This is a genomic window from Bacteroides sp. K03 (assembly GCF_019734355.1).
GTDB lineage: Bacteria > Bacteroidota > Bacteroidia > Bacteroidales > Bacteroidaceae > Bacteroides > Bacteroides nordii.
In genome coordinates this window covers 128,046-143,867 of record NZ_JAASHC010000001.1, presented here as the reverse complement: position 1 = coordinate 143,867, position 15,822 = coordinate 128,046, and the positions used below count along the sequence as shown (strand labels likewise).

The window sequence follows — 15,822 nt, the reverse complement described above, 5'->3', positions numbered from 1 at the left end:
CAACTCTCTCTGTTGGTCCTTGCTATACCTATAAATTAAAATTATTACAATTATGAAAACAAGACTTTTCCTTTTCACAGCACTGGTAATGAACTGTTTAACCGGTTTTTCTCAGAAATATTTATGGAGTAGCCAATTTGGGATTGCCGATGTAGAAACTTCAGCCAAAAGTATGGCTATAGATGCCGACAACAATGTATACCTCACAGGTTGTTTCACCGGAGCAGAAATGACAATCGGTGATAAAGAAATAAAAGGAACCTCCACCGTAATGGATGCATACATAGCCAAGTTTACCCCCAATAAACAATGCGTATTTGCCTCATCCATTAAAAGTACATCGGGCTCGGTAATCATACAAAGTGTCGCCACAGATGCCTCAGGCAACTCTTACGTCGTAGGTAATTTTGAGTCTGACGCTCAAATCTCCGAAACATTTAAAATAGAATCCGACTATAAAGATTTCCTGATCGCTAAATACGATGCGACCGGAAATCCTGTCTGGCTGAAAGGTACCGCCTCCGGTATAGAACCTGTTATTAAAAGTATAGCAGTAAATCAAAATGATGGAAGTTTTGTCATTACCGGAGCTTTCACCGGAAATTTAAATATGGATATAAACGGAGGTAACTCAGAAATTTCATCCGGTGATTCCGAACTCGCTTTCTTTATCGCTAAATACGATAGTAACGCTAATCTGATCTGGGCAAAAACAATGTCAGGAAGCGGAACAGGAACGGGAAATCTTATATCTGTAGACGAAGAAGGGGGAATATATGCAGCCGGAACATTCAGCGGAACCATTCAATTCGGAACACAGTCTATGACGGCGGCTTCTGTAGAAAACACAGACAATTTCCTGATTAAATATTCAGCTGACGGAAATCTGATTTGGGCACGCAGTTTAACAGGTAGTAAATTAGACGATATCAATGCCATGGATGTAGCCGGCAATCAGGTAGTCATCGGCGGTGTGATACGAAGCGAAGATCTGGTTGTGGATAATGCACCCGAAGTAACCATGAAGACCCTGGACACTTCCGGAAGTTGGAACAGTATGCTGATTGTCTCTTTCGATACAAACGGAAACTATCAATGGAATTATATAGCAGGCAGTATCAACCAACCGACAGATGTCAAAACAGTTGCCATAGACAAAGATGGCTCGATATGGAACGCCGGTACTTCTTTTGGAACTTATTATTTTAATCCGGATACAGAAGACGAGGCAAGACAGTTCCCTTCTAAAGCTAAAGGAGGACAGGATATGTATCTGATGAAATTATCATCAAGAGGCGAAGTACTGATAGGACACCGCATAGGAGATGCTACCCGGGAAGGTGCGATGGCTATGGTAGTAGGAAATGAAGGATTATTATATGTGGCCGATATGATATCTACCCGTAGCGGCGGTACGGCTTCTCCCGTAAACCTGTTTGGCGACCCGATTACAATACCAACTATCGGCAGCAACTACAGCGTAGCTTTACTATGCTATCAGCAAATCTATGCAACTCCGGCTGTATTACCTGTCATTAAACCCGGTACGGCTTTCAGTCAGGTTATTAATGCAGAAAATGCCAATGGTGATGCCGAATTCACACTCTATTATGGTACTCTTCCCGAAGGGCTCAATCTGAATCCGGCAACCGGCGAACTAAGTGGAACAAGTACTACTACGGGAATTTATCCGATTGTGATCAGCATGAAAGACGCTGATGGAAACATTGGATTTGCCGAATATACACTTACTGTTTCTACCGGTACCGGACTGAAAGACTATCAACAGGAAACTATCAGGGTATGGGGAGACCACGGTGCCATCGAAGTATCAACAAGTACATCGAATTGCAGAGTGATGATATTCGACCTGTCCGGCAGATTAATAATACAAAACCGTTTAAAAGGCAATGACCGTTATACTGTAGACAATGGTATCTATACCGTAGTTGTGGAAGATAGTATCTCGGGAAAGAAATCGGTACATAAAGCAAGCGTCTACTAATATTAATCAATGGAAGAATGCCCGGTACGCCCGAATTCCGGGTATTCTTTCCCTACGATATGTATATCATGAACAAAATTCTAATCATCATTATATTCTCTATTTGTACTGTATCGTATGCCCAACAGCCCGAAACGGTTCATCATTTCGGAAGTATAGCGGCAGTATGCGGACGGCAAATAGTATCGGACGGTGATAACATCTGGTTAACAGGAGAATTTAGCGGAGAGCTCATTTCCAATACGGAAACCGGACTGGTATCCGAACTCCCGGCTATTTTTGCTGCCAGATATTCGGTACAAGGTATCCGCGAATGTTTAATCAGAATCGAAAACGAATCAAAAGTGAAATCCGCAATATCCGATGAGGCGGGAGTACTATGGCTTCTTACCGGAAATGACGGAAACGAAAAATTATATTCGGTATCCCCGAAAGGAGTAGTATCTTCACCCGTTTCGTTTGAAAAAAGTGCAGACTTCATCATTCAGGATTTTATATTATTCAACCAAACAGTATATCTCTGCGGAAGTTCGGAAGAGAGGTGCTTTCTGGCTGCTTATACTCTATCCGGAAAACAACTGTGGTACTCTGCTGAAGAGGGCTATTTATCCGCCTCCGGAAAAAAAATAGAGACCGATGGTAGGGATATCATTCTTGCAGGAACATATCAGGAAATGGCTACAAACAACACAGATATATTTGTCAGCCGTTTCAATATATCCGGCGAAAAAAAATGGACATGCCCGATAACAGGAGCAGGAAATGAAACAATTTCCGATATGGCATGCCTGAGTGACGGCAAACTTATTTTGTCCGGTTCTACAACCAGTCAGCAGCTCTCTATCGGTTCTTCCACACAAACCACTACATCCACAGGGATACAGCATGCTTTGTGTATTATGCTCAATCCGGACGGTAGCTACTCATCCATCTATACAGCCGGAGGAACATCTACAGGCAAAAATACGGCAATCAATACCTTATACGTCAACGATAACGATGAAATATACGCAGGAGGTTATTGTATGGGGAAAGTAATATTCAACCCATCCGGAGATAATCGCTATAACCTCCCTGATAAAGGTGCGAAAGATGCCTTTATCGTAAAATTATCTTCAGAGAATCAAGTATTGAATGTGAAACGTTTCGGTAATAAAACAGACGAGGAAATAACCGATCTATTATTTATACCGGATGCAAAAGAATACCGTTTATTTACGCTGACCAATTTCAAAGAAGCCAACGAATACGGTACTATTTACAATACTACCAACCTGACTCTATCCGGAACAACCACATTCCCGTTAGAAGCAATCGGATCGGGCAATAATGTCATTTTAGCTTCTTACGCACATATCCGGATATTCACCAATCATGTGATACCGGCACAGGAAGGAGTTTCTTACCGCAATTGCGTCTATCACCGGGGTGGTTCACGAAAAGTGACCTATCAATTACTTTCCGGTGATTTACCTTCCGGCATGTATTTTTCATCTCAAGGGGATTTGTCGGGTACTCCTTCTGAAAGCGGTTCTTTTCCTTTGGTAATACGAGGTACCGACGAACTTGGAGACAGCTCGGACTCTGCTTGTATATTACAGGTAGAATCCAATGGAGGAGTAGGCTGGGCAGAAACTGAAGAAACCACATTTCAAGTCTATCCGAATCCTGTGGAAGATAAGTTTTTCATTAAAGGCTTAACGGAAAAAATACGACTTCAGATTATATCTACACAAGGACAGTTAATGGTTGACCATGTCCTTCAAGATACTTCCGAAGCAATTCATATATCTCATTTCCCCCAGGGAGTCTATATTATCAAATGTATTTCAGAACAGAGTATCCTGTCAAAGAAAATAATCAAAAAGTAGGAAGATGAATCATACTCAACAAAATCGAACGAATCAGACCAAATGGGCTGTATTTACAGCAGCAACTTTAGGTTATGGCCTTTTCTATGTTTGCCGGCTGAGTCTGAATGTGGTTAAAAAGCCAATAGTAGACACCGGTTATCTTACTGAGACAGAATTAGGCATAATCGGTTCGGCTTTATTTTTCTCCTATGCAATCGGGAAATTTGTCAATGGTTTTTTAGCCGACAGGGTAAATGTGCGTTATCTGATGGCGGGTGGACTTCTCGTAGCGACCTTGGTAAATGCCGCACTCGGATTTGCCGTACCATTCTGGGCATTTGTCATACTTTGGGCGATAAACGGTTGGTTTCAGTCAGTAGGCGGCCCCTGTAGTGTTATTGCGTTAAACCGGTGGTTTACAGAGAAAGAACGCGGAACGGTATATGGCTTCTGGAGTGCCAGTCACAACATTGGAGAAGCGCTTACCTTTATCTTTACATCATTCATCGTTGGTGCTTTAGGATGGCAGTGGGGATTTATGAGTGCTGCATGCCTGGGAGCTGCAGGAGTTGCTCTAATATTCATTTTCTTAAAACCGGCTCCTCCCGAATGGAAAGCAATCCCATCCGGTTCCGCAGAAAAGCAAACAGCCTCATCCGTTAAAAGTAAGCAGCTTGAAGTCTTAAAAAGCCCGATGATATGGATGCTTGCACTTGCCAGTGCATTCATGTATATCAGTCGGTATGCTGTAAATAGTTGGGGAGTATATTATTTCGAGATAGAAAAAGGATATAATATTGTAACCGCCAGTACCCTCGTATCCGTCAGTTCGGTCTGTGGCATTGTAGGTACTGTATTTTCCGGTCTCCTATCCGACAAGCTATTCCACAGTAACCGAACCATACCGGCTTGCTTGTTCAGCTTGCTCAATCTGCTTGCATTGGTACTATTTCTATTCGGTCCGCAGCACTGTGAGGTTTTGGACATTATTTCTATGATACTGTTTGGCATATCCATTGGTATTCTGTTATGCTTTTTGGGAGGGCTCATGGCCATAGACATAGCTCCCAAAGAAGCAACCGGCGCAGCAGTAGGAGTCATCGGAATAGCCAGTTATATAGCAGCCGGCTTGCAAGACGTAGTCAGTGGTTTTCTAATAGAATCACGTAAAGTTATCATCGATGGAAACCCTATCTATGATTTCTCCGCCATACGTATTTTCTGGCTTTCCGCAGCTTTCATATCCCTATTATTCCTGATAATAATCTGGAGTGCAAAAAGAAAAAATTAACTACTAAACAATACAAATCATGAAAAGAGTATTTCAAATCCTATTTATCTTATCATTTGTCTCAACAGGAATTATTTCTTCCGTTCAGGGAAAGAGTAAAACGACCGATTGTAACATCCGTTTTTGTACTTATAATATCCGGGGGGATCTGCCCAATGATGGTATTAACTCCTGGAAATTCCGAAAAGACTCCTTATGCAAAATAATCAAACATCACAATTTTGATATCGTATGTATGCAGGAAGTATTGGCCAATCAGCTTGAAGATATAGAAAAGGCCACAGGCTATGCTTTTGTAGGAATCCGAGGGCTTTACAACCCTATTTTCTATAAAGCAGAGCGTTTTGAACTATTGCATAATGAAATGTTCTGGTTGTCCGAAACAATGACGCCTTTTTCAAAAGGATGGGACGGAAAGTACGATCGTTATTGTACATGGGCCAAGTTTCGTGACCGTAAAAACGGAAAGGTATTCTATGTTTTCAATACTCACCTCGACCATAAAGGGCGTATAGCACAACAGGAAGGTGCAGCCCTGGTCTGTGCACAAGCCCGGAAATTTGCAGGAAACTCCCCGGTCTTTATATGCGGAGATATGAACAGTTTCGATACAACCGATGCATACAAAGAGTATACTTCTCACTATAAAGATTCCCGGGTTATTGCTCCCCATATCTCAGGACCGGTAGGTACAGCTCACAATTTCGGGCAGGTAGAGCCCGTCCGTATCGACTACATCTTTGTAAATGATAAAATCACAGTGTTAGAATACGAAGCCGACGACGAACATTATCCAAACGGCTTTTTCCCATCTGATCATTATGCTGTATTTATCAACGCCCGTTTATAATTCAATAAAAAGATCTCAAATATGGCTTTCAGAATATATATATTCCTCTTTGCTTGCCTGAGCCTGTCATGGTTGCCGGTACATGGTGAAAATTTCGAAACCGAAATTACAATTTGCAGCTTTAATATTCGTGGTTCAAACATGGACACCGGAGTGAACGCCTGGTCGAACCGGAAAAAAATGGTAATCAAAGAATTCAGCAATTATCAGTATGATATTGTATGCATGCAGGAACCACTCATCGACCAGATACAGGATTTCCTATCCATCGGTATTTACGAGTGGCTTGGAGTATCCGGCCAGGGTACACCGGACAACGATGTATTTACTCCCATCTTCTACAACAAGAAAAAACTGAATGTATTAGATTACGGAACATTCTGGTTATCCGAAACTCCGGATGTTGTCAGCCGGGGATGGGATGGTAAATTCCCCCGCATTTGTACGTGGGCAAAATTCAGGGATATAGAAAATTGCCGCAGCTTTTACGTGTTTAACACTCACCTCGACCACGTCGGAGAGATAGCCAAGTTAGAAGGTGCCCGGTTAATCTGCCGGAAAATAAAAGAAATGGCAACCGAAGAAGCCGTGTTCATTACAGGAGATATGAACAGTACTCCCGAAACTCCCCCCATTCACACTTTTCTCAGTGAATTCAGCAATTCACGGGAAATTGCAACAGAGAAATCAGGGCCGGCAGGAACAGCACACAGCTATGGTAAATTGTATCCGCCTTCACAGATAGATTACATTTTTGTAAATGAATATATATCGGTAATCAAAGCAGTAACCATCACTAAAAATTCAGATCCGGTTTATATGTCGGATCATTATCCTATAGTTATTACTGTTGATTTTTAAGAACTTACTATACAGAAAAACAATGATTGACATATTTCAAAAAGTTAAAGGCCGACTCATCGTTTCGTGTCAGGCCGAGGAAGGCTCACCCTTTAATTCACCCGAAGGAGTAGGAGCATTTGCCCAATGTGCGGCCCAGGGAGGTGCTGCCGGTATCCGCTCCTGTGGTATAGAAAAAACGGACTATCTCATCAGACATAGCCATTTGCCGGTAATCGGTCTGACAAAATCTTATTTCCCGGACGGATTTGTACGTATTACCGGTTCATTCAGGGAAGTAGAAGCACTGATTGCAATTGGTACGCCACTGATTGCTGTGGATGGAACATTCCGCCTACGGGAAAATGGACTTACCGGACCGGAATATATCCGGAATCTAAAAAAGAAATATACAGGAGTAAAAATAATGTCGGACATATCAACCGTTGACGAAGCCATTGCATGTCGGGAAGCCGGTGCTGACTGTGTATCAACTACCCTATGCGGTTATACTCCGTATACGGCAGAAGAATCCCACAACGGACCTTCTTTGGAAATACTGCGCCAATGTGTCAACGCTCTTCCCCAGTGCCCTGTATTTGCCGAAGGACGCTATAATACCCCTCTCGAAGCTGCAAAAAGTATTGAGAACGGTGCCTGGGCAGTCGTTGTGGGTTCAGCCATTACACGCCCCCACCTTATCACAAAATGGTTTTCGGAAGCCCTGCAACAGGTAAATATTCTCTAACAGTCAGAAACATTAAACAATAAAAAAACATGAATATATTTTTTGGAACAGATGGCTGGAGAGCACACATCGATACGGAAATAAATCAAGAGACCGTATCAGTGGTAGCCCAGGCATTTGCAGATTTCATACATAACAATTATAAAGAAGAATTCCCCCGGGTAGCCTTGGCTTATGACACACGCAAGAACTCACAATTGTTTGCTACGATTTTTGCCGAAGTACTATCAGGCAACCATATAGAAGTATTATTATCCGATCGCATCACTCCGACACCGGTATTATCTTATGCCACTTTGCATGCAGGCTGTTGTGCCGGAGTGATGATTACTGCTTCACATAATCCTCCTTCATATAACGGTATCAAATTCAAATCACGTTTAGGAGGTCCGTTCAATTCAGACGACACGCGAAAAGTAGAAAGTTATTTATATGCATCCCCCATAAGGCGTTCTGTATCGAACATACATCCGATGAATTTTATACCAGCTTATACGGAGCATATTGAAAAATTAATTGATTTTGAAATAATAAAAAAAGCAGGGTTACATCTATTGGCAGATAGCATGGGAGGGGTAGGGCTTACGCTCATCCAGGAGATTCTGGATGCCCATAACTGTCCGGCGGATACCATATACTCCGAAGCGTCCGAAACTTTTCACGGACGACTGGCCGAACCGATTGAGAAAAACCTGCTGCCACTAAAGAAAGCATTAAAAGAAGGAGATTTTGCTTTTGGTGTAGCAACAGACGGAGATGCCGACAGGGTAGGGGTATGCCTGGATACAGGTGAATGGTTATCGGCACAAAATACAATATTATTGTTAGTAGACTATCTGAAACGAGTAAAACAAATACCAGGCGGTATTGTAAAAACGTCTTCCGTTTCAGACAAAGTACGTAGCATCTTCGAATCTCCTCAAACACCTATATATGAAGTCCAGGTCGGTTTCAAATACATTGCTGACATCATGACTACCCATTCCATAGCTTTCGGTGGCGAAGAAAGCGGAGGATTCGGCTACGGTATGCATATCCCCGAACGGGATGGCATATTCTCTTCACTATTACTCCTCGAAATGCTTTCTGCATCCCCTTATTGCAAACTTTCCGACTACCTGGAAGAGAAACAAAAAAAGATGGGAGTTATATGTTATGACCGCATTGATATGGTTTATACACAACCGGATAAAAATGAACTGTTACCTTGGCTACATCAAAATCAGCCTCATGAAATAGCAGGCTTCGCAATCCGAAAGATTCTGCCGTTTTTAAGTAGCCGCAATCTTGTAAACGGACTCAAATTCGTTTTTGAAGGAGATTGCCGATGGCTATTAATCCGCAGTTCCGAAACGGAGGATATCATCCGTTTTTATGCAGAAGGACAGACAGGGGAAGAAGTAACTACTCTGCTTCAATACGGTCAGAATCTGCTTTTTAAAGTATCCGGCAGCATATCCAATCTAACAAAACATTAAATATGAAAAGAATATTGATTCTATCCGTTCTATTTCTTTTTACTATCAGTACACAGGCAGCAAAAGGAAATAAAGACCTGGTAACCATCCAGATTACACCCGACCACTATGATTGGAATTATAAAGTAGGCGAAACGGCACGTTTCACCATTTCCTTATTTCAAGACCAGCAAAAACTGAAAAATGTAAAAATAGAATATAAGATAGGTCCGGAAAAAATGTCTCCGCCACAAAAAGGCTCCGTACTTCTAAAAAACGGTTCTGCCACCATAGAAGCAGCAGGACTGCGCTCTCCCGGATTCCTGTCTTGTGAAGTCAGGGCTACAGTAGACGGATTTCCTTATCGGAATTTGATTAACATTGCATATAATTGTGAAAAGATACAACCTACCACTCTGCTTCCAAAGGATTTCCGTTCGTTCTGGGACAGTCAAATATCCCACATGAGGGAATACCCCATGCAATCGGAAATGACATTTATACCGGAAGAAAGCGATGCCGACGTAAAAGTATACCGTGTGAAAATATCCCATTATTCCCGCGGTAATTACCTGTATGGAGTATTATGTATTCCTAATAAAGAGGGACGTTTCCCTGCTGTTTTGCGTCTGCCGGGAGCCGGTGTGGCAAAGCACACCGGAGATAAAGAACTTGCACGTATGGGAGTTATCACATTCCGGATAGGGATTCATGGTATTCCTTTAGACCTAAAACCGGAAGCATACGCAAACTTACAAGCGGGAGCACTCAAAAACTACATGTATCATCGCATGGATAACCGGGAGGAGTATTATTACAACCGTGTGTTCCTTGGTTGTATACGGGCGAACGATTTCATTGCCTCACTTCCACAATATGATGGTGAGAATCTGGCGGCTTATGGTGGAAGCCAGGGAGGAGCACTGACCTTGGTTACTGCTGCTCTCGATCCCAGGGTAAAATACCTGGCGGCTTTTTATCCGGCTCTTTGTGATATAGCAGGATATGCACATAACCGGGCAGGAGGGTGGTTTGGAGTAGAAAAACTTACCCCCAAAGAAACACTGACATTGGCATATTACGATGTAGTCAATTTCGCACGTTTTATTCATATTCCCGGATTTTATTCCTGGGGGTATAGCGATGAGACTTGCCCGCCTACTTCATTTTACAGTGCATATAATGTTATAAAAGCCCCCAAAGAACTTTATCTGCTAAAGGAAACCGGGCATTGGCGCTATCCGGAACAGAATGTAAAAGTCAATCAATGGTTAATAGACAAACTGACGGGAAAGTAAGAAACCAGACCATCACAAAATGTGTCAAAACTCACCACAGAGTAACACAGAGATGATTTTAAATCGTTGATTATTAGTAAAAAACTCTGTGTTACTCTGTGGTGAGTTTTGACATACCTTCATTATATTTATATACGCTTTATTAACGGGACATCTTATAAATCTGATTACCGGCCAACAGAAAAGCTCCGACTCCATACACTTCGGTCATATCACGGGTCACTTTCTTAGGATCAGCTCCAATGGGTTGTACATACCCCAGCTTACCATCTGTTTCAACAGCAGAAACCAATGCCTTCCACCCTTTTTCAACAATAGGGAGATAAGTATCTTTATCCAACAAACCTTCATTTACCCCATATGCCAGAGCATATACGATAAATCCGGTAGCACTGGTCTCAGGCGAAGGATAAGAAGCCGGATCAAGCATACTTGCATGCCAGAAGCCATCAGCACTCTGTAACTCGGCCACACGGGCAGAAAGAGTTATAAAAAGGTTTTCATAAAACTTACGGTTCTTATCATTCTTTGGAAAGTCCTGAAGCATTTCCGCCAATCCGCCAAGTACCCAGCCATTACCACGTCCCCAGAACACTTTTGATCCATTCGCCTCTTTTTGAGTGAGATATCTTGAATCACGATAAAACAAACGTTCATCTTTATCAAACAAAAGGTCATAGGTCGCTTTATACTCTTTATTCATGAATTTGATAAACCGTTTATCTCCGGTCAGCATATAGAGTTTCACATATACGGGAGGAGCCATATAGAGTGCATCACACCAGGTCCAGCGTTCCAGTGTCTCGCGCTTTTTATAGTCAAGATCCATCGGTCCATCCGAAGGGTGATTTACCACCCATTCTGCACGTGCCTGGGTAGGATATAACATATTCTTATCTTTATACTTATTATACAGGTCTATAAAAACCTGTCCCACAGCAATGTCATCAGCATGATACATTCGTTTATCAGGCTGCCAGCCATAACGACGACCCAATTTCACCAACCAATCATAATAAGAGGCATCCCCCATTTCCGCCTCAGCCAGTTCAGCCCAATCGAGCATTCCCATGTAAAGTGCGGCATTTGTCCAATCCAGTGCTCCGTGTTTCACATCCTTTTGATGAGCGATCTGCCAATCGGCCACTTTTTTCATAACATCCTTTACGTCTGTCTTTTGAAATGGTAACTGCCCCATCATCGACAATGAGAACAAAAGAGAGAGTGTCAAAAGAAAAAATCTGTTCATAGTAGTACAATCATTTAGTGTTTATACGGCAAAGATAATGCAAACCGAGAGCAGAATAAAATGAACTCGTTTATTTTTTATGCCAAGGTACAGCTTATCTTCGCTTTAGAGCAAAGATAAAATTTTCTTGAACAAAAAAATAAAGAATCACTCATATTAAAATAGTTTTGAGTGTATTTCACCACAGAGTAACACAGAGTTCCACAGAGTACTATTTATCTGATGAAACGCGGATTAACACAGATTAAAAGACTGTAGTTCTTTATCTTAGATTTGTTTCCCTTTGCGAAAATCTGCGATCATCTGCGTTTCAATAAAGATTTAAACTCTGTGTTACTCTGTGGTGAGTTTCGCTCATTTCCATACTGAAATAAGCGAGATTAAGCTATTACTTCTTCACCCTTCAGCGTTGCCGAACTGGCTTCAGTAATTCTCACCTTTACAAAATCACCGATCTTATGCGTACCCCGGTCAAATACCACTACACGGTTCTGTTCTGTACGACCGAAAAGCTGTTCGCGCGAACGCTTGGATACTCCTTCCACCAAAACCTCATAAGTATTTCCGATACAACGCGCATTAGATTCAGCAGAAAGCCGATTTTGCAAGGCTATAATCTCATTAAGACGACGCACTTTAACATCTTCCGGGACATTATCCTCCAAATGCTTGGAAGCATACGTACCGGGGCGCTCAGAATATTTAAACATAAAAGCAGCATCATAACCACAGGTCTCCATTAGTGAAAGAGATTCCTGGTGGTCTTCTTCCGTCTCTGAGTGGAAACCGGAAAAAATATCAGTAGTCAATCCGCAATCGGGGATGATACGCTTGATGGCAGCTACACGATCCAGATACCACTCACGCGTGTATTTCCGGTTCATCAACTTCAGAATACGTGAACTTCCGCTTTGCACCGGCAAATGAATGTGTTTACATACATTAGGCATTTGTGCTATTACTTCCAGCGTTTCGTCACTCATGTCTTTGGGGTGCGAAGTAGTAAAACGAATTCTCACGCCTGGTGCTGCTTCGGCTACAGTGCGCAGAAGCATCGGGAAAGTAATAACCTCTCCATTTTCTCTTTCAAAACGATAAGAATTTACATTTTGCCCTAACAGCGTGATTTCTTTATACCCTTTTGACACCAGATCGGCCACCTCATTAAGGATACTTTCCACATCCCGGCTACGCTCACGTCCACGGGTATAGGGGACAATACAATACGTACAGAAGTTATTGCATCCACGCATAATAGACACAAACCCGGAAATGTGATTTCCGCAAATACGGGAAGGAATGACCTCGCGGTACGTTTCCGTTGTAGACAGCTCCACATTAATCGCCTTCTCTCCGGCCTCTACCGAAGCTATCAATTCGGGCAAAGTAAGATAAGCATCAGGACCTACTACGAGGTCAACATGATGATGCTCAATCAAATCATCCTTCACACGCTCTGCCATACATCCCAGTACACCTACTATCAGATGTTTCTTCTTTTTTTTCATCGAGTGGAAAAACTCCAGACGATTCAGAATCTTTTGTTCGGCATTGTCACGAATGGAACAAGTATTCATAAACACAGCATCTGCTTCATCCAAAGAGTCGGCCACAGAATACCCGGCCATCTGCATCACAGAGGCAATGACTTCACTGTCGGCCACATTCATCTGGCAGCCGTACGTTTCAATAAACAACTTCTTGTTGTCATCAGCAGTTGCGGATTTAAAGTCCGCTCCCGTTAATTCACTCATAATTTTATCATTATTTAAATTAGATGTTGCAAAGATACGGCTTCAGAGTCAATAAGTGGCAATTTGAAACAAAAATAACGTTTCAAGTTAGTAATCGAAGCCAAGAGTTATAATTAATGTTAAAGAAGCAAACATTTTCCAAGTTACAACTTGGAGGTTTCAACTTTATTTCACACTTTTGTGCAATGAAAGAAACATTAGATTTTTTCATAGTTAAGGTTTAGGTTAAAAAAATTAAGGGGAGCTGTGAAGCTGCCCTTTTTTCATGCTAAAATGTTAGCTCTAATCAGATTAAATAATTACCTTTGGCGAACAAAAATCCAACGAACCTATGGAAGATGTTATGCAATTTCTTTTGGTAGCAGGTATTCTCGCTTTTGGAATTTACAAACAGTTCAACAAAGAAAAGTCCAACAAGCCAGAAAAAAGCATACCTATGCCAACTCCCGAATATGAGTATGAACCAGAATTTAAAGAATCCGTAATCTTTGAAAAACCACAAAAGAAAGTAGCAGCACCACCTAAAGCCCCCCTCCCTAAGGAAGGCATTAGAAGTACTTATGTCCCTACTACAGCACCCAAAGCTGCCAAAGAAGCCCCAGTGGATAAAGGTGAGTTTTCCATTCAATCGGTAGAAGAGGCAAGGCGTGCCATTATCTGGTCCGAAATATTGCAAAGAAAATATTAATGTAAATTCTAACACGAAAAATATACAGTTTATATGGCATTGAATTTTATTTCGGCAGCGGAAGCTGCCAGCCTTGTAAAACATGGCTACAACATCGGCCTTAGCGGGTTTACTCCTGCCGGAACGGCTAAAGCCGTTACGGCTGAAATTGCAAAAATAGCAGAAGCTGAACACGCTAAAGGAAACCCGTACCAGATTGGTATTTTTACAGGTGCCTCCACAGGTGACTCATGCGATGGTATATTATCACGCGCAAAAGCAATCCGTTACCGTGCTCCGTACACAACTAACTCAGATTTCCGCAAAGCGGTAAACAATGGTGAGATTGCTTATAACGACATCCACTTGTCACAGATGGCGCAGGAAGTACGTTATGGATTTATGGGAAAAGTAAATGTAGCGATCATCGAAGCCTGTGAAGTAACTCCGGATGGAAAAATCTATCTGACAGCTGCCGGTGGTATTGCTCCGACTGTTTGCCGCCTTGCAGATAAAATTATTGTAGAACTGAATAGTGCGCACAGCAAGAATATGATGGGAATGCACGACGTGTACGAACCACTTGACCCACCTTATCGTCGCGAAATACCTATCTACAAGCCAAGTGACCGTATCGGTACACCTTATATACAAGTAGATCCTAATAAAATTGTCGGCGTAGTAGAAACGAACTGGCCTGATGAAGCCCGCAGCTTTGCAGAGGCTGATCCTTTGACTGATAAAATTGGCCAGAACGTAGCCGACTTCCTGGCTGCCGATATGAAACGCGGTATTATTCCTTCTACATTCCTTCCGTTACAATCGGGTGTAGGAAATATCGCCAATGCAGTATTGGGTGCATTGGGTCGCGATAAAACAATTCCGGCCTTTGAAATGTATACAGAGGTTATCCAGAATTCTGTAATTGGTCTGATTCGTGAGGGCCGTGTTAAATTTGGCAGTGCCTGCTCGCTGACAGTAACCAACGACTGTCTGCAAAGTATTTATGATGATATGGACTTCTTCCGTGACAAGTTGGTTCTTCGTCCTTCGGAAATATCCAATAGTCCTGAGGTCGTTCGCCGTATGGGTGTCATTTCTATAAATACCGCCATCGAAACCGATCTCTATGGTAATGTAAACTCCACACATATCGGTGGTACGAAAATGATGAATGGTATTGGTGGATCGGGAGACTTTACCCGTAATGCCTATATCTCTATTTTCACTTGTCCTTCTGTGGCCAAAGAAGGTAAGATTAGTGCCATTGTTCCAATGGTGTCTCACCTCGATCATAGCGAACACTCGGTTAATATTATCATAACCGAACAAGGTATAGCCGATCTTCGTGGCAAGAGTCCGAAAGAACGTGCACAGGCTATTATTGAAAACTGCGCTCACCCAGATTACAAACAGTTACTTTGGGACTACCTCAAACTGGCAGGTAGCAAAGCCCAAACGCCACACTGTATCCAGGCTGCATTGGGTATGCATGCAGAGCTTGCTAAAAGTGGAGATATGAGAAATGTAAACTGGGCAGAATACGCCAGATAAAAGTCACAACCCCAAAATCTCAAGTATAGCGGCATAAATCCAGTTTTGGATTTATGCCGCTATTATTATTCCAAATATCCACAAGCCACCAATCATATAGCATATTTGTAAATATACAAAAATATACCAAAACATTTCTAAAGACAAAAGACACAAGAAAAAACAAGACACAAGAAAGTTCAGTTAAAGATCACACAAACTACTCATTTTCAACACATTGCATTGAGCACTTTTTTCCTCTACGAAGAATACCCCG

General features: G+C 42.1%; 12 protein-coding genes. 10 read left to right on the top strand and 2 right to left on the bottom strand.

From position 1 onward, the window contains the following. The first annotated feature begins 52 nt into the window (after positions 1–52). From HCG69_RS00490 to HCG69_RS00455, 8 genes are all read left to right on the top strand, one after another. The gene (locus HCG69_RS00490) at positions 53–2,005 is read left to right on the top strand and encodes a putative Ig domain-containing protein (protein ID WP_221648389.1); all 1,953 of its coding nucleotides are present in this window, start codon (positions 53–55) and stop codon (positions 2,003–2,005) included. A gap of 68 nt (positions 2,006–2,073) precedes the next feature. Further along, positions 2,074–3,876, top strand: a complete 1,803-nt coding sequence (locus tag HCG69_RS00485; RefSeq protein ID WP_255585221.1) for a T9SS type A sorting domain-containing protein — start codon at positions 2,074–2,076, stop codon at positions 3,874–3,876. Between the two features lie 4 nt (positions 3,877–3,880). Beyond that, positions 3,881–5,149 (top strand): MFS transporter, encoded by a 1,269-nt coding sequence (locus HCG69_RS00480; RefSeq protein WP_221648387.1) that lies wholly within the window; start codon positions 3,881–3,883, stop codon positions 5,147–5,149. A 19-nt stretch (positions 5,150–5,168) separates the two neighbouring features. Further along, the gene (locus HCG69_RS00475) at positions 5,169–5,999 is read left to right on the top strand and encodes an endonuclease/exonuclease/phosphatase family protein (protein WP_221648386.1); all 831 of its coding nucleotides are present in this window, start codon (positions 5,169–5,171) and stop codon (positions 5,997–5,999) included. Positions 6,000–6,020: 21 nt separating this feature from the next. Next, a complete protein-coding gene (locus HCG69_RS00470) occupies positions 6,021–6,860 on the top strand; it encodes an endonuclease/exonuclease/phosphatase family protein (protein ID WP_221648385.1) in 840 nt (279 codons plus the stop codon). A gap of 22 nt (positions 6,861–6,882) precedes the next feature. Further along, on the top strand, positions 6,883–7,587 hold the full coding sequence (locus HCG69_RS00465; RefSeq protein ID WP_221648384.1) for an N-acetylmannosamine-6-phosphate 2-epimerase: 705 nt from the start codon (positions 6,883–6,885) through the stop codon (positions 7,585–7,587). Between the two features lie 29 nt (positions 7,588–7,616). Then, a complete protein-coding gene (locus HCG69_RS00460; RefSeq protein ID WP_221648383.1) occupies positions 7,617–9,065 on the top strand; it encodes a phosphoglucomutase in 1,449 nt (482 codons plus the stop codon). Between the two features lie 2 nt (positions 9,066–9,067). After that, positions 9,068–10,342, top strand: a complete 1,275-nt coding sequence (locus tag HCG69_RS00455; RefSeq protein WP_221648382.1) for an acetylxylan esterase — start codon at positions 9,068–9,070, stop codon at positions 10,340–10,342. Between the two features lie 142 nt (positions 10,343–10,484). Here the strand turns inward: HCG69_RS00455 and HCG69_RS00450 are convergent, their stop codons facing one another. Together HCG69_RS00450 and miaB are read right to left on the bottom strand one after the other, a co-directional pair. Next, positions 10,485–11,591, bottom strand: a complete 1,107-nt coding sequence (locus HCG69_RS00450) for a glycoside hydrolase family 105 protein (protein ID WP_221648381.1) — start codon at positions 11,589–11,591, stop codon at positions 10,485–10,487. 380 nt (positions 11,592–11,971) lie between these two features. Continuing rightward, positions 11,972–13,345 carry a tRNA (N6-isopentenyl adenosine(37)-C2)-methylthiotransferase MiaB gene (gene miaB / locus HCG69_RS00445; protein WP_221648380.1) on the bottom strand — a complete coding sequence of 458 codons (1,374 nt, stop codon included), beginning with the start codon at positions 13,343–13,345 and terminating at the stop codon, positions 11,972–11,974. Positions 13,346–13,676: 331 nt separating this feature from the next. Here miaB and HCG69_RS00440 point away from each other — a divergent pair, with 331 nt between their 5' ends. Together HCG69_RS00440 and HCG69_RS00435 are read left to right on the top strand one after the other, a co-directional pair. Next, positions 13,677–14,033 carry a hypothetical protein gene (locus HCG69_RS00440; RefSeq protein ID WP_221648379.1) on the top strand — a complete coding sequence of 119 codons (357 nt, stop codon included), beginning with the start codon at positions 13,677–13,679 and terminating at the stop codon, positions 14,031–14,033. Between the two features lie 33 nt (positions 14,034–14,066). Then, positions 14,067–15,566 (top strand): acetyl-CoA hydrolase/transferase family protein, encoded by a 1,500-nt coding sequence (locus tag HCG69_RS00435; protein ID WP_221648378.1) that lies wholly within the window; start codon positions 14,067–14,069, stop codon positions 15,564–15,566. Positions 15,567–15,822 lie beyond the last annotated feature (256 nt).